This window comes from Rhizobacter sp. P5_C2 (genome assembly GCF_054049715.1).
Genome location: NZ_JBFULV010000113.1, coordinates 1 through 19,858, shown reverse-complemented (window position 1 = coordinate 19,858; position 19,858 = coordinate 1). Strand labels below are relative to the sequence as shown.

Here is a 19,858-nt window from a genome sequence, read left to right as displayed (position 1 = left end):
CCTGCCGCCGACCCCGTTCCGCCGCGAGCGCTGCTGGTTCCAGGCCCGCCCGCCGGCCGCCACGCGCAGCGGCACACCGACCGGCCATCCGCTGCTCGGCACGCGGCTGCGCTCGCCGCTGCGCGATGTCGTGCAGTTCGAGGCCACGCTCCGCGCAGACGACCTGCCCTACCTGGCCGACCACAGCGTGCAGGGCCGCGTGATCCTGCCGGCCACCGGCTTCCTGGAGATGGCGCTGGCCGCGAGCCGCATCGTGTCCGGCGTCGCGCGCGCGGTGGCCGATGTCGTGATCTCGGAGCCGCTGGTGTTCGCCCCCGGCGAAGTGCACACGCTGCAACTGCTGCTGAGGCGCGATGCCGACACCTTCGAGATCCTGTCGCTCGGCGACGGTGAGCCGGACGACGCATGGCACACGCACGTGCAGGGCAGCTATGCCGCGGCCGATGCATCGCTGTCTCCGTCGCCCTCCCACGAATCGGCCGACGCGATCCGCGCCCGCTGCACCGAATCGATCGATGCCGGCGCCCACTACGCGAACCTCGCCGCGCGCCAGCTCGTCTTCGGCCCCGCGCTGCAGGGTGTGCAGCGCATCGCGCGGCGCGACGGCGAGGCGCTCGGCGAGATCGCGCTGCCGCCCGCTGCCGGCCGCGCCGACTACGTGATGCACCCGGCGCTGCTCGACGCGTCGCTGCAGGTGATGGCTGYCGCGCTGCCGGCGAAGGCCGCTGCGGGCCGCGCTTACCTGCCGCTCGCGTTCGGTCGCCTCGCGGTGCACCGCGCGCATGGCGACCGCTTGAGCAGCCACGTGCGCATCACGCCCGGCGGCGGCGCCGACACGCTGAAGGCCGAGCTGGTGCTGTTCGACACGCACGGCACTGTCGCGACGATGAGCGGCATCGCGCTGCGCGCCGCCGCGATGCCGGGCGCGCCCGCGAGCGAGCCGGTCTACCGCATCGCATGGGAGCCGGTGCCCGACGCCGGCTGGCTGCCGACGCCGGCCGAACTGGCGGCACAAGCCGGGCCGCGGCTCGACGACTTGTCGCGCGAGCACGATCTGGCCGACTACCAGCAGGCCTTCGTCGCGCTCGAAGCGCTGAGCGCGGCCTGGATCGCGCGCGCGCTCGGTGAACTCGGCTGGTCGCCGCTGCGGGGTGAGCACGTGCAGGCCGACGAACTGGCGCGGCGCTTGAAGCTCGCGCCGCGCTACCACCGTCTGCTGCCGCGGCTGCTCGCGATCCTGGCCGAGGACGGCTGGCTGCGCGCCGATGGTGGTGGCGACTTCACCGTCACGAACTGGCATCCCGTCTCCGACCCGGCGCAGCGCGTCGCACCGCTGCTGCAATGCCACCCCGCCTCGCGCCCGCGCATCCTGCTCACCGCGAACTGCGGCGCGGCGCTGGGCGACATCCTGGCCGGCCGCGCCGATCCGCTGCACCACCTGTTCCCGAACGGCTCGGCCGAGCTGGCAGAGGCGCTGTACCGCGACGCCCCCGAGGCCAAGGCCTACAACCAGCTGCTGCGCGAGACCGTGCGCGTCGCACTCGCGCGGCTGCCGGCCGGGCAGAAGCTGCGCATCCTCGAAGTGGGCGGCGGCACCGGCGGCAGCACCGCGTGGGTCGCGCCGATGTTGCCGGCCGACCGCTGCGACTACCTGTTCACCGACATCGGCCCGCTGATGGTGGCCCGCGCCCGCGAGCGCTTCGGGCTGCACCCGTTCATGCGCTTCCAGCCGCTGGACCTGGAGCAGCCGCTGGCGACCCAGCTCGCCGGGCGGCACTTCGACATCGTGATCGCCGCCAACGTGATCCATGCGACCGCCGACCTCGCCCGCACGCTCGGCCAGATCCGCCAGGTGCTGGCACCCGGCGGCACGCTGCTGATGCTGGAAGTGGCTGGCATGGAGCGCTGGATCGACATCACCTTCGGGCTGACCGACGGCTGGTGGCGCTTCACCGACACCGCGCTGCGGCCCGCCTACCCGTTGCTGTCGCGCGAACGCTGGCTCTCGCTGCTCGGCGAACTCGGCTTCGAGGCCGCGGCGATCGACGCGCCGCAGCCGAATTCGCGCGAGGTCTTGCTGGCGGCGCGCCGGCCGGTGCAGGGGGTGGATGTGGTGCCGGCGTCGAGCTGGCTGCTGATCGGCGACCGCGGCGGCGTCGGCGAGGCGCTGGCGGCGCGCATGCGTGCCGATGGCCACCAGGTGACGATCGCGCCGGCCGATGCCGAGCCGGCGGGCCTGCTCGCGGGGCGCCATCTGCGCGGCATCGTTCACCTCGGTGCGCTCGAACTCTCGGTGCCCGATGTGGCCTCGGCCGCCTCGCTCATCGACACGCAGCGCGCCAGCCTCGGCTCGCTGCTGAAGCTGGTGCAGGCGCTCGGCGCGCAGTCGTTCGCGGCTGGCACGACGCCGCGGCTGTGGATCGCGACGCGCGGCGCGCAACCGGTCGTCGACGGCGATGCGCCGAACCCGTTGCAGGCGCCGGTGTGGGGCTTCGCGAAGGTCGTCGCGCTGGAGCATCCGGAGCTGCGCACGACCCGCATCGACCTCGATGGCCCCCATGATGTCGACGCGCTGTGGCAAGTGATCTGCGCCGACGGCGACGAGGCGCAGCTCGCGCTGCGCGGCGACAAGGCATTCGTCGCACGGCTGGTGCACGGCAGCGTCGCGCCGTCGGACCCGGCGCCGGTGCGGCTCGAGAAGGCCGCCAGCGGCGTGTTCGACGAGATGCCGCTGGTGCCGATGGCGCGCCGAGTGCCCGGCCCCGGCGAGGTCGAGATCCGCGTGCGCGCGGCCGGCCTGAACTTCCGCGACATCATGAATGCGGTCGCGCTGCGCGCCGATCCGGAACCGCTGGGCGGCGAATGCGCCGGCACCATCGTCGCGTTGGGCGAAGGCGTCGAAGGCTTCGCGCTCGGCGACGCAGTGGTCGCGACCGGCGAGGCCTGCTTCGCAACCTACATGACGACCGGCGCGCAACACGTCGCACCGCTGCCGCGCGGCATCGGCTATGCCGAAGGCGCGACGCTGCCGTTCGCGCTGATGACGGCCTGGCATGCGCTTCACGTGCTGGGCGGCCTCCGCGCCGGCATGACGGTGCTGATCCATGCGGCCGCCGGCGGCGTCGGCATGGCCGCGCTGCAGATCGCGCAGCGCGCCGGCGCCACGGTGTTCGCGACGGCCGGCAGCGATGCGAAGCGCGCACTGTTGCGTTCGCGCGGCGCGGCGCATGTGCTGAACTCGCGCACGCTCGATTTCGAGGTCGAGATCGCGCAGCTCACCGAAGGCCGCGGCGTCGACCTGGTGCTCAATTCGCTGGCCGGCGAGTTCATCCCGGCCAGCGTGCGCAGCCTGTCGGCGCAGGGTCGCTTCCTCGAGATCGGCAAGCGCGACATCTGGAGCGGATCGCAGTTCCGCGAGCTGCGACCGCAGGCGCGCTACCACGCGATCGACTTGAACGCGCAGCGCTACCAGGACCCGGCCGCGGCGCAGGCGCTGTTCACCGACGTGATGGCCGCGGTGCAACGCGGCGAACTGAAGCCGCTGCCGCTGCAGGCCTTCCCGCTGGAACGCGGCGGCGAGGCTTTCCGCTTCATGGCGCAGGCGCGGCACACCGGCAAGGTCGTGCTGACGCAGCACGATGCGCTGCAGGCCTCGCTGCAGGCGCTGACGCCGCGCGGCGTCTACCTCGTCACCGGAGGCCTGTCGGGCCTCGGGCTGCTGACCGCCGGCCGGCTGGTCGAGCGCGGCGCGCGCCATCTGGTGCTGGTCGGCCGGCGCGCGCCATCGCCCGCCGCGCARGCCACGCTCGATGCGATGCGCGCACAGGGTGCGCAGGTGCAGGCGCTGCAGGCCGACATGTCGCGCGCCGACGAGGTGGCGCGCGTGCTCGACGGCATCGCGCAGGGCGGCCTGCCACTGCGCGGCGTGATCCATTCGGCCGGTGTGCTGGAAGACGGTGCGCTGCTGCAGCACGAGTGGTCGCGCTTCGTGCGGCCGCTCGGGCCCAAGCTCGACGGCAGCTGGGCGCTGCACGTGCTGACAGGTGGCCAGCCGCTGGACTTCTTCGTGTTGTATTCGTCGATGGCCTCGGTGCTGGGCTCGCGCGGCCAGGCCAACCATGCGGCGGCGAATGCGTTCATGGACGCGCTGGCGGCGCACCGGCGCGCGCTCGGCTTGCCGGGTCTCAGCATCAGCTGGGGCGCGTGGAGCGAGGTCGGTGCCGCGGCCGATCGCCAGGTCGACCAGCGCGTGGCCGCGCGCGGCATCGACGTGATCACGCCGACGCACGGGCTGGAGCTGTTGGAGAAGCTGATGCGGGCCGAGGCGGCGCACGCCGGTGTGTTCCCGGTGCGCTGGGAGCGCTTCTTGAATGGCGGCGACGCGCATGGGCGCTTCGTCGAGCACCTGCGCGGCGCGGTGGCCGTGACGAAGGCGGGCCTGAAGCAGGCCACCGGCGCGAAGGCCGCGGTGGCCGCGGGTGCGGCACTGATCGACGAGCTGAAGCAGGCCACGCCGCAACGCCGGCGCGAGCGGCTGCTGGCGTTCGTCGCCGAGCACGTCGCGCGGGTGGTTGACGCGCCGAGCGCGCAGGCCATCGACCCGCGCCAGCCGCTCAACGAGCTGGGGCTCGATTCGCTGATGGCGGTGGAGTTGCGCAACCGGCTCGGCACCGGACTCGGCCTGGCACGCAGCCTGCCGGCGACGCTGGTGTTCGACCACCCGACGCTGGAGGCGCTGGCGGTCTACCTGGAGGAGCTGGCGGTGCCGGCTGCGGCGGCCGTGGCGCCGATCGCGAAGCCGGTCGACGCGGTCGGCGCACTCGACGAGATGAGCGACGAAGAAGTCGAAGCGATGTTCGCGAAGAAATTGAAAAGGCCTTGAATGTCCGACTTCCTGGAACGCATCAGTCACTTTTCGCCGAAGCGCCTCGCGCTGCTGGCCGATGAGTTGCAGCAGCGCGTGCAGGCGCTCGAAGGCGCCGCGCGCGAGCCGATCGCGATTGTCGGCATCGGCTGCCGCTTCCCGGGGGGTGCCGACACGCCGGAGAAGTTCTGGACCTTGGTGCGCGACGGCGTCGACGCGATCACCGAAGTGCCCGCCGAGCGCTGGGCCATCGCCGACTGGTACGACGCCGATCCCGACCACCCCGGCAAGATGAACACCCGCTTCGGCGGCTTCGTCGGCCCGGTCGACGGCTTCGATGCGCACTTCTTCGGCGTCTCGCCGCGCGAGGCGCTCAGCATGGACCCGCAGCAGCGCCTGCTGCTCGAAGTGGCTTGGGCAGCGCTGGAGCACGCCGGCATCAACCCCGAACGCGTCGCAGGCAGCCGCACCGGCGTGTTCGTCGGCCTGTCGGCCGGTGATTACTGGCAACTGCTGCGCCAGGGCGGCGTCGACAGCTACGACGCCTACACCGCGTCGGGCATCGCGCACAGCATCGCGTCGGGCCGGCTGTCGTACGTGCTCGGCGCGCGCGGGCCCAGCGTGTCGATCGACACCGCGTGCTCGTCGTCGATGGTCGCGATCCACCAGGCGGTGCACAGCCTGCGCCGCGGCGAATGCGACCAGGCGCTGGCGGGCGGCGTCAACCTGGTGCTGAGCCCGGAGATCACGGTCGCGCTGTCGCGCTCGCACATGATGGCGCCGGACGGCCGCTGCAAGGCCTTCGACGCGCGCGCCGACGGCTTCGTGCGCGGCGAGGGCTGCGGGCTGCTGGTGCTGAAGCGCCTGGCCGATGCGCAGGCCGACGGCGACACGGTGATCGCTCTGATCCGCGGCTCGGCCGCCAACCAGGACGGCCGCAGCAACGGCCTGACCGCGCCGAACGGCCCGTCGCAGGAATCGGTGCTGCGCGATGCGCTGGCCGATGCGCATGTGCTGCCGGCCGAGGTCGGCGTGGTCGAGGCGCACGGCACCGGCACCTCGCTCGGCGACCCGATCGAGGTGCAGGCATTGGGCGCGGTGATGGGCGAGGGCCGCGCGGCTGACGCGCCGCTGCTGCTCGGTTCGGTGAAGGCGAACGTCGGCCACCTGGAGGCGGCAGCGGGCGTTGCCGCGGTGATCAAGATGGCGATGGCGCTGCAGCATGCGCAGGTGCCGGGGCAGATCCACCTGCAGCAGCCGAACCCGTTCATCCCGTGGGATGAGTTGCCGGTGCGCGTGCCGACGGCGCTCGTGCCGTGGCCGGCTCAGGCGAATCGCGTCGGCGGTGTCAGCTCGTTCGGCTTCAGCGGCACCAACGTGCACCTGGTGATGGCGCAGGCGCCCGAGGTGGCGCCGGTCGTCGCGAACCCGAGGCCGCTGCAGTTGATGAGCTTCTCGGCGCGGCAGCCGGCTGCGCTGCGCGAGCTGGTGCAGCAGCACCTGCAGCTGCTGGCCGATGGCGCGCCGCTCGCCGACCTGGCCTTCAGCGCCAACACCGGCCGGGCGCGCTTTGCGCAGCGGCTCGCGGTGAACGCCGCGACGCCTGCCGAAGCGCGCGAGCGGCTGTCGGCGTGGCTGGCGGGTGAAGAGTCGACCGGTGTCATGGCCGGCACCGCGCCGGCGCGTGCGCCGAAGCTCGCGTTCCTGTTCACCGGCCAGGGCTCGCAATCGATCGGCATGGCCCGCGGGCTGTACGACGGAGAACCGGTGTTCCGCGACGCGCTCGATCGCTGCGCCGCCGGGCTGCAACTGCCGATGCCGCTGCTCGACGTGCTGTTCCGCGACGGCGCGCCGCTCGACGACACCGAGTACACGCAGCCGGCGCTGTTCGCCGTCGAATACGCGCTGGCCACGCTGTGGATGTCGTGGGGCGTGCAGCCGCAGGCAGTGATGGGGCACAGCGTCGGCGAGGTCGTTGCGGCCTGCATCGCCGGCGTGTTCAGCCTGGAAGACGCGCTGCGGCTGGTCGCCGAACGCGGCCGCCTGATGGGCGCGCTGCCGCGCAACGGCGCGATGCTGTCGGTGATGGCGAGTGAATCGCGCATCGCCGACGTGCTGGCGCCGTGGCGCCGCGAGGTCTCGGTCGCCGCGGAGAACGGGCCCGACAACATCGTGATCTCGGGCCTCGCGATGGCGGTCGACGCGATCGCCACGCAGTTGCAGGCCGCCGGCCTGGTCGTCACGCGGCTGAAGGTCTCGCATGCCTTCCACTCGCCGCTGATGGCGCCGATGCTCGATGCCTTCGGCGAGGTGCTGCAGACCATCCACTACAGCGCGCCGCGCATCGACCTGGTGTCCAACGTCACCGGCAGGCTGATCGGCGCCGAGATCGCCGACCCGGCCTACTGGCGCGAGCACGTGATGGCCGCAGTGCGCTTCGCCCCGGCGATGCAGGCGCTGGCCGACGCCGGCTGCGAGCTGTTCCTGGAGATCGGCCCGCACCCGACCCTGCTCGGGCTGGGCCGCGCCTGCCTGCCGGAGCGCGGCAGCTGGCTGCCGTCGCTGAGGCGTGGCCGCAGCGATGTGGAGCAGATGCTCGACAGCCTCGGGCAACTCTTCGTGCAGGGCGTCGCGATCGACTGGGCCGGCTTCGACGCCGGCCGCGGAAGCAGGCGCGTGCCGCTGCCGAGCTACCCGTTCCAGCGCGAGCGTTATTGGCCTGCGTTCGCGACCACCGCGCCGCCGTCACCTGCAGCAGTCGCCGCGCCCGACACCGGCCTGGCGCCGCGCGTTCAGAAGATGCTGCACGAGATCGTCTGGCGCGAGTGCGAGCGGCCGGCGCTGCAGCCGCTCGCACCGGCGCAGCTCGCGGCGCGCGTGCTGCCGCGCGTCGACGCGATCGCCGCGCAGAACGGACTCGACACGTACGCCGATTTCATGGTCGGGCTCGACCGGCTGGCGTCGGCCTATGTCGTGCGCGCGTTGCGAGCGCTCGGCTGCCAGTTCGCGCTCGCCACCGCGATCGATCCGGCGCGCTTCGACACGCTGCCGGCACACGCCCGCCTCGTGCAGCGCATGCTGGAGATCCTCGCCGAAGACGGCATCCTGGTGCGCGACGGCAGCAGCTTCGTCGTGCGCCGTGCGCCCGACGAGGCCGATCCCGAAGCGCTGGCCGACGACCTGCTCGCGCGCCACCCCGAAGGCGAGGCCGAGCTGGTGATCACGCGCCGCTGCGGCCGCGAACTCGCCGCGGTGCTGCGCGGCCGGGCCGACCCGCTGGCGCTGCTGTTCCCCGGCGGCTCGCTCGACGACACCGAGCGCCTGTACCGCAACTCGCCGCCCGCGAAGACCTACAACAGCGTGATCGCCGAGACGGTGCGCGCGCTCGCCGCTGCGTGGCCGGCCGCCCGCCCGCTGCGCGTGCTGGAGATCGGTGCCGGCACCGGCAGCACGACCGGCTATGTGCTGCCGATGCTGCCCACCCAAGGCACGCGCGTCGAGTACACCTTCACCGACGTGTCGCCGCTGTTCCTGAACCGCGCCCGCGAGAAGTTCGCGGCGCACGGCTTCATGCGCTACGAGCTGCTCGACATCGGTCGCGCGCCGGCCGGGCAGGGCTTCGCGGCCGGCGGCTACGACCTGGTGCTCGGCGCGAACGTGCTGCATGCCACGCCGGACCTCGACGTGACGATCCGCCACGTGCGGCAACTGCTGGCCCCGGGCGGCGTGCTGGTGCTGCTCGAAGGCACCACGCCGCAGCGCTTCGGCGACCTGACGGTCGGCCTGCTCGACGGCTGGTGGGCGTACACCGACACGCAGCGGCGCAGCTATGCGCTGATGCCGCGCGAGGGCTGGACGGCGCTGCTGTCGCAGCACGGCCTGCAGGACCCGACGCCGCTGCCGGGCGCGACGACGCACCCGGTGCTCGCGCAACAGGCGGTGTTCGTCGCGCAGGCGCCGGTGGCCGCGGCGGGCGTGGTTGAGCGCGAGCCGTCGCGCTGGCTGCTGCTGGCCGACCGAGCCGGTTTCGCGGACGCGTTGATGGGCGAGTTGCGCCGCGTCGGCGACCTGCCCGAGCTGGTGGCGCCGACGGCCGACGCGCTGGCGCAAGCCTTGATTCAAACGTCAGGCAGCCCGCTGCCGTGCCGCGGCGTCGTGCAACTGCAGGCGCTCGACCTCGCGGCCCACGCCGGGCTGTCGACCGACGACATCACGCGCGACCAGCAGTTCATCGTCAGCGCGCTGCTGCAGACGGTGCAGACGATGGCGGCGCAGACCGGCACCGCGCGGCCCGGCCTGTGGATCGCGACGCGCGGTGCGCAGGCGACGCACCGCCACGACGGCGCGAACCCGGCGCAGGCGACAGCCTGGGGCATGGGCCATGTGGTCGCGATCGAGCACCCCGAACTGCACTGCACCCGCATCGACCTCGACCCGGCCGCCGATGCGGCGACGGCCGCGGCGGCGCTGGTCGCCGAGTTGCAATCCGCGTCGCGCGAAGACCAGCTCGCGTTGCGCGGCAGCCGCCGGCTCGCACGGCGGCTGGTGCGGCATGAGGCGCATCCGGCGCACGGCAGCCTGGCCATCGATGCGTCGCGCAGCTACCTCGTCACCGGCGGGTTGCGCGGGCTCGGGCTGCGTGTCGCCGAATGGCTGGCCGAACAGGGCGCGCGCCACCTGATGCTGATGGGCCGGCGCGCGGCCGACGAGCGCGCTCAACGCGTGATCGACCGCTTGCGTGCGCAGGGCGTCGAGGTGCAGCTCGTGACCGGGGATGTGGCGCAACGTGATGACGTGCAGCGCATGCTGGCGGCGGTGACGGTGCCGCTGGCCGGCGTGATCCACGCGGCCGGTGTGCTCGACGACGGCGTGATCGCCGGCCAGAGCTGGCCGCGTTTCGCGACCGTGATGGGCCCGAAGGTGTTCGGCAGCTGGAACCTGCACACGCTGTGCGGCGAGCTGGACTTCATGGTGTTCTTCTCGTCCGGCGCGTCGGTGGCCGGCTCGCCGGGGCAGGTCAACCATGCCGCGGCGAATGCCTTCGAGGATGCGCTCGCCTGGCACCGGCAGGCGCAGGGCCTGCCGACGCTCAGCATCAACTGGGGGCCGTGGGCCGAGATCGGTGCCGCGGCCGACCGCGGGCTGGCGCAGCCCGGCTTCCTCCAAGCGATCGCGCCGGCTGATGGTCTCGCCGCGCTCGACCATGCGATGCGCCGCGACGGCGCGCGCAGCCCGTTCGAGACGGCGCAGATCGCGGTGCTGGCGAGCGACTGGGCGCACCTGCGCGAGCCGCGCGCCGCCGGCACCGAACCGCCGCTGTTCAGCGAGCTGGCGGTGGCCGCGGCCGCGCCGGGCAGTGCGCCTGCACAAGCGGCGCCGGCCGTGCCGTCACTGCACGAACGCTTGGCAGCCGCGCTGCCGGCCCGTCGAAAGACTGTTCTGCGCGACGAGGTGCGTCGGCTGACCGTCAAGGTGCTGGGCGTGCAGCGCGCGGACGAACTGGACGTGACGGAGCCGCTGCGCCAGCTGGGCCTCGATTCGCTGATGGCGGTGGAGCTGCGCAACCTGCTCGGCCAATCGGTCGGCCGCACGCTGGCCGCGACGGTGACCTTCGACCATCCGTCGGTGGCGGCGTTGACCGAGCACCTGGCGAGCGAGGTGTTCGCCGAGCAGTTCCGCGAGCCGGAAGTTGCCGCCGCGTCGCCCCCTCCCCCTCTCCCCGCGGACAGCCTCGACGCGCTGTCCGAAGATGAACTCGCGATGCAGCTGACGCGACGCCTCGACGGCATCGGCGCCCAGGAGACTCCGTGACCGACACCCGGCAGACCCCCGACTACGCAGCGCTGCTGAAGCGCTCGCTGCAGGCCATCGACCAGCTCGAGGCGAAGCTGAAGGCCGCCGAGCAAGCGCGCCACGAGCCGATCGCGATCGTCGGCATCGGCTGCCGCTTCCCTGGCGACGGCAGCACGCCCGAGGCCTTCTGGCGTTTCCTCGAGAGCGGCACCGACGGCGTCGCCGAGGTGCCGAAGGAGCGCTGGGATGCCGACGCCTGCTTCGACGCCGACCCCGACGTGCCCGGCAAGAGCTACACCCGCTGGGGCGGCTTGGTGAAGGACGTCGACCAGTTCGATGCGGGCTTCTTCGGCATCTCGCCGCGCGAGGCGGTCAGCCTCGACCCGCAGCAGCGGCTGCTGCTGGAGGTCACCTGGGAATCGCTCGAACACGCCGGCATCGCGCCGTCGTCGCTGGCCGGCAGCCCCACCGCCGTCTACATGGGCATCACGACGCACGACTACGCGAACCAGTTGTCCGAGGCCATCGGCTCGCGCTTCGGCGATGCCTACACGCCCTCGGGCACCGCGCACAGCGTCGCGGCCGGGCGCCTGTCGTACTTCTTGGGGCTGCACGGGCCCAACGTCGCGATCGACACCGCGTGCTCGTCGTCGCTGGTCGCGATCCACTGGGCGGTGCAGAGCCTGCGCAACGGCGAAGCGAACCTGGCGATCGCCGGCGGCGTGAACCTGACGCTGACGGCCGACGGCTCGATCCTCACTTCGCGCGCGCGGATGATGTCGTTCGACGGCCGCTGCAAGACCTTCGACGACGCGGCCGACGGCTACGTGCGCGGCGAGGGCTGCGGCGTGCTGGTGCTCAAGCGCCTGTCCGATGCGCAGCGCGACGGCGACCGCATCGTCGCGCTGGTGCGCGGCTCGGCGCTGAACCAGGACGGCCGCAGCAGCGGGCTGACCGCGCCGAACGGCACCGCGCAAGAGGCGGTGATCCGCGCCGCGCTCGCGAACGCCCGCGTCAAGCCGGACGAGATCAGCTACGTCGAGGCGCACGGCACCGGCACGCCGCTCGGCGACCCGATCGAGGTCAAGGCGCTGCACCAGGTCTACGGCCGGCGCGCGGCCGACACGCCCCTGATGCTGGGTTCGGTGAAGACCAACATCGGCCACCTGGAGGCCGCGGCCGGCGTGGCCGGCGTCATCAAGGTCGCGATGGCGCTGCAGCACCGCACGATCCCGCCGCACCTGCACCTGAAGAACCGCAACCGCCTCATCGCGTGGGACGAGATGCCGATCACGGTGCCGACCGTGCCGACGCCGTGGTCCGCCGTCGCGGGGCAGCCGCGGCGCGCGAGTGTCAGCTCGTTCGGGTTCAGCGGCACGAATGCGCATGTCGTTCTCGAAGAAGCCCCGGCCGTGGCCGCCGTGCCGGCTGCCGCGCGCGCGCAGCAGCTCTTCGTGCTGAGCGCGCAGACGCCGCCCGCGCTCGAAGCCGCCGCGGGCCGATTGGCCGATGCGGTCGGCACCGCGCCGCTCGACCAGATCGCCGCGACGCTCGCGTTCGGCCGCTCGCCGTTCATCGAGCGTCTGGCGGTCGTGGCGGACAGCGCCGACGCGCTGAAGGCGCGGCTGACTGAATTCATCGCCGGCACCCCGAGCGCCGGCACCTCGCGCGGCCGCGCTGCCGGCGGCACGGTGCCCGAGCTCGTCTTCCTGTTCACCGGCCAGGGCGCGCAATACGCCGGCATGGGCCGCGGGTTGTACGACGCCGAGCCGGTGTTCCGCGCCGCGCTCGACGACTGCGAGCGCATCGCCGCGCCGCTGCTCGGCCGCAGCCTGCTCGACGTGGTGTGGAACGACGCCGAGCGGCTCGACGACACCGCGTTCACGCAGCCGGCGCTGTTCGCCATCGAATACGCGCTCGCGCAGCTGTGGCTGTCGTGGGGCGTCAAGCCGACCGCGGTGATGGGCCACAGCGTCGGCGAGTACGTCGCGGCCTGCGTGGCCGGCGTGTTCAGCCTGGCCGACGGGCTGAAGCTGATCGTCGAACGGGGCAGGCTGATGGGAGCGCTGCCGCGCGACGGCGCGATGGCGGCGGTCTTCAGCGACGAGGCCACCGTGCGCGCCGCGATCGCGCGCGATGCGTCCGTGCTGGCCATCGCCGCGGCCAACGGCCCGCAGAACACCGTGATCTCCGGCCGCACCGAGGCGGTCGACGCGGCGCTGGAGCGGCTCGCGGTCGCCGGCATCGAGGCGCAGCGGCTGAAGGTCTCGCACGCCTTCCACTCGCCGCTGATGGAGCCGATGCTCGATGCGTTCGAGGCGGTCGCGTCGCAGGTCGAGTTCCGTGCGCCGCAGCTCGTGCTGGCGTCGAACGTGACCGGCCGTCTCGCGGGTGACGAGGTCTGCAACGCCGGCTACTGGCGTCGCCATGTGCGCGACGCGGTGCGCTTCGGCGATTCGATCGCGGCGCTGCAGGCCGACGGGCTGCGCGTCTTCATCGAGCTCGGCCCGCAGCCGACGCTGCTGAACATGGCGCAGCGCGGCAGCGTGATGCCCGACAGCGCGTGGATCCCGTCGCTGCGCAAGGGGCGCGACGATGCGGTGTCGCTGCTCGACAGCCTGGGCCAGTTGTTCGTGCGCGGCGTGCGGCCGGACTGGGCGGCGGTGCAGGGCGGGCATCGGCCGCGGGCCACGTTGCCGACGTATCCGTTCCAGCGCGAGCATTACTGGCAGAGCTTCGAGCCGCGCTCCGGCACCGCGTCGACGGGCAGCGCACTCGGCGCGACCCGCACGCCGCATGCGCTGCTCGGCGGCACGGTCGCGAGCCCGCTGCCGATCTTCCAGTCGACGATCGGCCTCGGCGACCAGCCGTGGCTCGTCGACCACCGCATCTTCGATTTCACGCTGTTCCCGGCGACCGGCTTCCTGGAGCTGATGCAGGCCGCCGCGCGCGAGGTGAGCGGTGGCGACGATGTGCGGCTGCAGGACCTCGCGATCCGCGAAGGCCTGGTGCTGCCGGAGCAGGGCGGCGTGACGCTGCAGGTGATCGTGACGCCGGCCGACGCGGTGGCGCCTGACGCGCAGACGGTGCAGGTCTTCAGCCGCGCCGCCGATGACGCCGCGTGGCGCCTGCATGCGAGCGCGACGCTGATGCCCGGCCGCGGCGATGCGCCTGCGGTCGACGACGCGTGGCGTTTGGCCGGTGCGCCGACGCAGCCGGTCGAGCCGTACTACGACAAGCTCGCTGCGCAGGGCGCGCACTACGGGCCGGCCTTCCGCGGCATCACGTCGATCGCGCGCGACGGCACGCAGGTGCTTGGTCGCGTGCAACTGCCGGCGGGGCTGCCGACCGCGGGCCTGGTGCTGCACCCGGCGCTGCTCGATGCCTGCCTGCAGCTGATCGGCCTCGGCCTGCCGTGGGCGGATGACCCGCTCGGCAGCGACGACATCTGCGTGCCGGTCGGGCTGGCCGGCTACCGCGTGTTCAGTGGTGGCGTGGCGCAGGCGTGGTGCCAGGTGCGCGTCGAACCCGCTGCGCGCGATGCCGACGTGCTGCGCGCCGATTTGACCTTGCTCGATGACGACGGCCGCGTGCTGGCCGAGCTGTCCGGGCTGGAGCTGCGCCGCATCACGCGGGAAGCGCTGCAGCGCGTGGCTGGCCTACCGACCGCCAGCGCGGTGCCGGACTGGGCGTTCGAGACCGAGTGGCGACCCATGCCGTTGACGGCGGCACGAGGCGACACGCCGGGCCGCTGGCTGGTGCTGGCCGACCGCACCGGCGTCGGCGCGACCCTCGCCGCCCGCTTGAAGGCCGAAGGCGCCGGCGTCGCGCTGGTCTACCGCGGCGATGGCTATGCGGCGCTGCCCGAAGGCTGGCAGGTCGATGCCGCCGACAGCGCGCAGATCCGCCGCGCGATCGATGAGGCCGCACAGGCCGACCCGCGCCCGCTGCAAGGCGTCGTCGTGCTGTGGGCGCTGGTGCCGCCGGTCGCCCACTCGCTGGAGGCGATGGAGAACGCGCAGGCGCTGCTGCTCGGCAACCTGCTGCATGCGGCCCAGGCGCTCGGCGATTCGAGCACGCGCCGCTGGCTGGTCACGCGCGGCGCGCAGCCGGTGCAGGGTTCGGTGCCGGACCTGGTGCAGGCCACCGTGTGGGGGCTGGGCGGCGTCATCGCGTCCGAGGCGCCACTCGCGCGCTGCGTGCGCATCGACCTCGACCCGGTCGTGCGCGCCGACGAGGCCGAGCTGCTGTTCGCGAGCGTCTGGCAGGCAGACGCCGAAGACCGCATCGCTTTGCGCGACGGCACGCGCCTCGCCGCGCGCCTGGTGCCCGGCGTCTTCGTTCCCGACGACCAGCCGCTGCGGCTTGAGATCACCGAGCGCGGTTCGCTCGAGAACCTGGCGCTGCAGCCGGTGCCGCGGGAAGCGCCCGGCGCAGGCCAGGTCGAGATCCGCGTGTTCGCGACCGGCCTGAACTTCCGCGACGTGCTGAACGCGCTCGGCATGTACCCCGGCGACCCCGGACCGCTCGGCAACGAATGCTCGGGCGTGATCACCGCCGTCGGCAGCGGGGTCGATGACCTGCAGGTCGGCGACGAGGTGATCGCGATGGTCGACCGCAGCTTCGCGACCTGGGTGCTCGCGCCGGCGTCGCTGACGGTGCGCAAGCCGCCGCAGATGAGCTTCGCCGAGGCGGCGACGATCCCCGTCACCTTCCTGACCGCCGAGTACGCGCTGAAGCACCTGGCCGGCATCAAGAAGGGCGACCGCGTGCTGCTGCATGCGGTGACCGGCGGCGTCGGCATGGCGGCGGCGCAGCTCGCGAAGCGGGCCGGCGCCGAGATCTTCGGCACCGCCGGCTCGCCGCACAAGCGCGCGCTGGCGCAGCGGCTGGGCGTGCAGCATGTGGCCGATTCGCGCTCGCTGAGCTTCGTCGACGACGTCCTGCGCGACACGAACGGCGACGGCGTCGACATCGTGCTGAACTCGCTGGCCGGCGATTTCATCCCGGCCAGCCTGCGGCTGCTGAAGCCGGGCGGGCATTTCATCGAGATCGGCAAGACCGGCATCTGGGATGCCGCGCACGTCGCCGACGAGTTCCCGGGCCGGCACTACCACCCGCTGTACCTCGGCGAGATCGCCGCGGCCCGGCCGCTGTTCGTGCGCGAGATGCTGCAGGAGCTGCTGGCCGATTTCGCGACCGGTGTGCTGCAGCCGCTGCCGCAGAAGCTGTGGCCGATCGAGCGTGCCGAGGAAGCCTTCCGCTACATGGGCCAGGGCCACCACGTCGGCAAGATCGTCGTCACGCAGCACCGCACGCCGCCGGTGCGGCCGGATGCGAGCTACCTGGTCAGCGGTGGCCTGAGCGGCCTCGGCCTGGTCAGCGCGCAATGGCTGGCCGCCGAGGGCGCGCGCCACCTGGTGCTGGTCGGCCGGCGCGCGCCGTCGCCCGAGACGCAGGCTGCGATCGATGCGCTGCGCGCCGACGGCGTGCAGGTGCTGGTCGCGCAGGCCGACGTGGCCGACACCGGGCAGATGACGCGCCTGGTCACGCAGATCGCGGCGCAACTGCCGCGGCTGCGCGGCGTGATCCATGCGGCGGGTATGGTCGACGACGGGATGCTGGCCGAGCAGGACATGCGCCGCTTCGCCCGCGTGATGGCGCCGAAGGTGCGCGGCACCTGGAACCTGCACGAGCTGACCGCGAACCTCGCGCTCGATTTCTTCATCGGCTTCTCGTCGGGCGCGGCGTTGCTCGGCTCGCCGGGCCAGAGCAACTACGCGGCGGCGAACTCGTTCGTCGATGCGCTCGCTCACCTGCGCCGCTCGCGCGGCCAGCATGCGCTGAGCATCGACTGGGGCAGCTGGTCGCAGGTCGGCATGGCCGCGGGCATCGGCGAGCAGCACCGCCGGCGCTGGGCCGCGATGGGGCTCGGGATGATCGCGCCGCACGAGGGCGTCGCGATGATGAAGCAGATGCTCGCGTCGGCCCGGTCGCCGCAGATGGCCGCGATGCCGCTGGTGCGCGCGCGGCTGCCGCGCAACCTCGGGCCGTTCTTCAGCGAGCTGGTGCAGGCGGCGCCGGTGCGGGCCGCGGCAACGGCCGGTGGGGTGGGGCAGGTCGACATCCTCGCGCAGTTGGCGCAGGCGCCGGCCGAGGACCGGCTCGCGCTGCTGGTCGGCTTCCTGTCGGAGCAGATCGTGCGCGTGCTGGCGCTGCCGGCCTCGCACCGGGTTGACCCGCAGCGCTCGCTGATGGAGATGGGCATGGATTCGCTGATGGCGATGGAGCTGCGCAACCGCATCCAGACGGCGTTGAAGGCGAAGGTCGCGGTGGCGGCGCTGCTGAAGGGGCCGAGCATTGCGCAGCTGGCGGCGTCGGTGCTGGCGGACACGGCGCTCGCGGCGGGGGCGCCTGCGGCATCGGCTGCAGCGCCGCAGGCTGCGTACGAGGAGGGCTCGCTGTGAGTCGCCCGAAGCGCACACGGGCGCCGTCGGCTCGCGCGGCGCTGGGCTTCGCGTTCGCGTTCTCCGCGCTCTGGGCCGTGCTCGAACTGATCGCTTCCCGCCTGCAGGGCGGCTACGACGTGCTGCAGATCGAAGGTTGCCGCTTCGCGGTGCAGCTCGCGCTGATGGGCGCGGTGTGGGGCTGGCGCAGCAAGACGCCGCTGTGGCGCACCAGCCGTCCGTTTGCGCAATTGGTGCGATCAGCGCTGATGCTCGCGATCCCGCTGTCGTTCGGCGTCGCGGTGCTGCAGGGCGCCTCGCCGCACCTGGCGATGACAGGGCTGTGGGTCGCGCCGGTGTTCGCGCTGGTGCTGGCGCGCGGCTGGCTGCTGTCGAAGGCGCCGCTGCTGGTGTGGATCACCGCCGCCGCAGGTCTGTGCGCGACGGTCGCGATGCTGGAGCCGGCCCGGCCGACCACCTTGCAGGCCTCGGTGGTGCCGCTGCTGATGGGATTGGCCTTCGCGGCCTACCTCGCGCTGACGCGTTCGCTGCGCCATGAGCCGGTCATGACCAACCTGTTCTACGTCGGCCTGGGCGGGCTGCTCGGCGTGCTGCCCTTCCTGCCCGGCGTGTGGGTGATGCCCTCGCTGCACGATGCGCTGGTGTTCGCCGCGCTCGGCGTGGTCGGCTTCGTCGCGCTGTGGTTGCTGGAGCACGCGCTGCGCCGCTCGCCGCTGCCGTGGATCGCGCCGGCGCTGTACGTGCACGTGGCCTGCCTGACGCTCGTGTCGCTGGCGGCGCGCGGGCACCTGCCGTCGCTGCGCATTGCGCTCGGGCTGGCGATGGTCGGCGGCATCGCGTTCGCGCTGTGGCGCGCCGCGGTGGCGCGCGACCTGCCGGGGCAGCGCGTTCCGATGACCGGCCCGATGGCGCTGGAATCGGCCACCGGCCCGGTGCCGCTGGACGACGACACGAGACATTGACGATGAACCTCGCGCCGCCCGCCTTCGCCTCCTCCTTCGTCCGGCGCGACCCGGGCCGCAGCGCGATGCTGCTGCTCGCGCTGTTCGCGGCGGCCTGGGCCTTCGTCGAAGGCGTGTTCGGTGCGCGGTTGCAACTGCACTACTCGCTGATGCAGGTGGTGTGGTGCCGCTATGCGGCGCACCTGGCCTGCCTGCTGCTGATCGTTGGTTGGCGCGCACCGTCGCGGCTGTGGCGCACGCAGCGGGTCGGCTTCCAGCTGTCGCGCTCGGTGCTGATGCTGGTGATGCCGGCGAGTTTCGCGCTGTCGCTCGCGGCCGGCGACCGGCCCGGCACCGTGTGGGCGATGTTCTGGGTCGCGCCGCTGCTGATCCTCGGTTTCGCGCGCTGGGCCCTGGGCGAACGCGTGCCGCGCTGGGTCTGGGCGGTCGCGGCGATCGGCAGCGGTGTCGCGGCGGTGATGGCCGAGCCGTCGCTGCCGCATTCGTGGGCCGGCGCGCTGCTGCCGCTCGCGATGGCGCTGTCGTTCAGCGTCTACGTCGTGATGACGCGCTCGCTGCGCGACGAGCCGGTGCAGGCCAACCTGTTCTTCACCGCGCTCGGCGTGTTCGCGCTGCTGACGCCGCTGATGCCCTTCGTGTGGATCACGCCGAACCTGCACGACGCGGTGCTGCTGGCCGGCATCGGCATCGTCGGGTTGCTCGCGCTGTGGGCGCTGGACCGCGCCTGCGAGCGCGCGCCGGTCGCGCAGGTGGCGCCGACCTTGCACGTGCACCTGCTGTGCATGGCGCTGGTGGAGTGGGGCGCCGCCGGCGAGGCCTTCACGCACCGCGACATGCTCGGCGCGGTGTGGATCGCCTTGGCGCTGCTGGCGCTGTGGTTGTGGCAACCGTCTGTGGAAAGGACCGTCTCCAAGTGACTCCCGTGACCGACCTGCTGTCTGCCCTGGCCGCGCAAGGCGTGCTGCTGTGGTTCGAAGGGAGCCGGCTGCGCTTCCGTGCGCCGCAGGGGGCCTTGTCGGCCGAGCTGCGGGCGCAGATCGGCGCGCGGCGCGACGAGGTGCTGGCGGCATTGCGTGCGCAGGCGGCGCAGCAGCAGCGCATCGCGCCGCTGTCGCACCCGCAGCAGGCGCTGTGGTTCGTGCACCAGGAGCAGCCCGACAGCGCGGCCTACAACGTGGTGTTCGCGCTGCGCGTTCTGTCGCCGGTGGACGAGGCCGCGCTGCGCCAGGCGCTGCAGGCGCTGGTCGACCGGCATGCGGTGCTGCGGACCACCTACGACGTGATCGACGGCCTGCCGCGCCAGCGCATCGCCGGAACCGGAGCCGCGGTGCTCGACCTGCACGACGCGGCAGGGCTCGCCGATGACGCCCTGCTGCAGCGCATCGAGGCCGACGCGCAACGCCCCTTCGACCTGGCGCACGGCCCGGTGATGCGCACATCGCTGTACCGCCGCGCCGCCGACGACCAGGTGCTGCTGCTGGCGATGCACCACATCGCGATCGACGGATGGTCGCTGCTGATGCTGCTGGAGGAGTTCCGTGCGCTGCTGGTCGAAGCGGGCGGTGGCGCGCCGGCCGGCCTGCCGCGCGTCGAGCTGCAGTACGCCGACTACACCGACTGGCAGGCCGCGATGCTGGCCGGCCCGCAGGGCGAGCAGCTTGCTGCGTACTGGACGCGCCAGCTCGCCGCGCCGCGCGCCGAGGTCGAGTTGCCGCCCGACCGGCCGCGCCCGCCGCGGCGCAGCGGGCAGGGCGCCACCTTCGACTTCCATG

At 73.0% G+C, this 19,858-nt stretch carries 6 protein-coding genes; all 6 read left to right on the top strand.

Features of this window, described 5'->3' with window-relative positions:
* Positions 1-4,882: SDR family NAD(P)-dependent oxidoreductase (locus ACXJLU_RS28040; RefSeq protein WP_457336663.1), on the top strand; the 4,882-nt coding region annotated here is incomplete at its 5' end.
* On the top strand, positions 4,883-10,675 hold the full coding sequence (locus tag ACXJLU_RS28035; RefSeq protein ID WP_457336661.1) for a type I polyketide synthase: 5,793 nt from the start codon (positions 4,883-4,885) through the stop codon (positions 10,673-10,675).
* Positions 10,672-17,124 carry an SDR family NAD(P)-dependent oxidoreductase gene (locus tag ACXJLU_RS28030; RefSeq protein ID WP_457336659.1) on the top strand — a complete coding sequence of 2,151 codons (6,453 nt, stop codon included), beginning with the start codon at positions 10,672-10,674 and terminating at the stop codon, positions 17,122-17,124. Before ACXJLU_RS28035 ends, ACXJLU_RS28030 begins: the two co-directional genes overlap by 4 nt.
* Complete coding sequence (locus ACXJLU_RS28025; RefSeq protein ID WP_457336657.1) at positions 17,121-18,086, top strand: DMT family transporter; 966 nt, start codon at positions 17,121-17,123, stop codon at positions 18,084-18,086. Before ACXJLU_RS28030 ends, ACXJLU_RS28025 begins: the two co-directional genes overlap by 4 nt.
* A 2-nt stretch (positions 18,087-18,088) precedes the next feature.
* Positions 18,089-19,003: a DMT family transporter gene (locus ACXJLU_RS28020; RefSeq protein WP_457336655.1), complete on the top strand. Its 915-nt coding sequence runs from the start codon at positions 18,089-18,091 to the stop codon at positions 19,001-19,003.
* Positions 19,000-19,858, top strand: an 859-nt coding sequence (locus ACXJLU_RS28015; protein WP_457336653.1) for a condensation domain-containing protein, incomplete at its 3' end; no start/stop codon positions are given. The genes ACXJLU_RS28020 and ACXJLU_RS28015, both read left to right, overlap by 4 nt.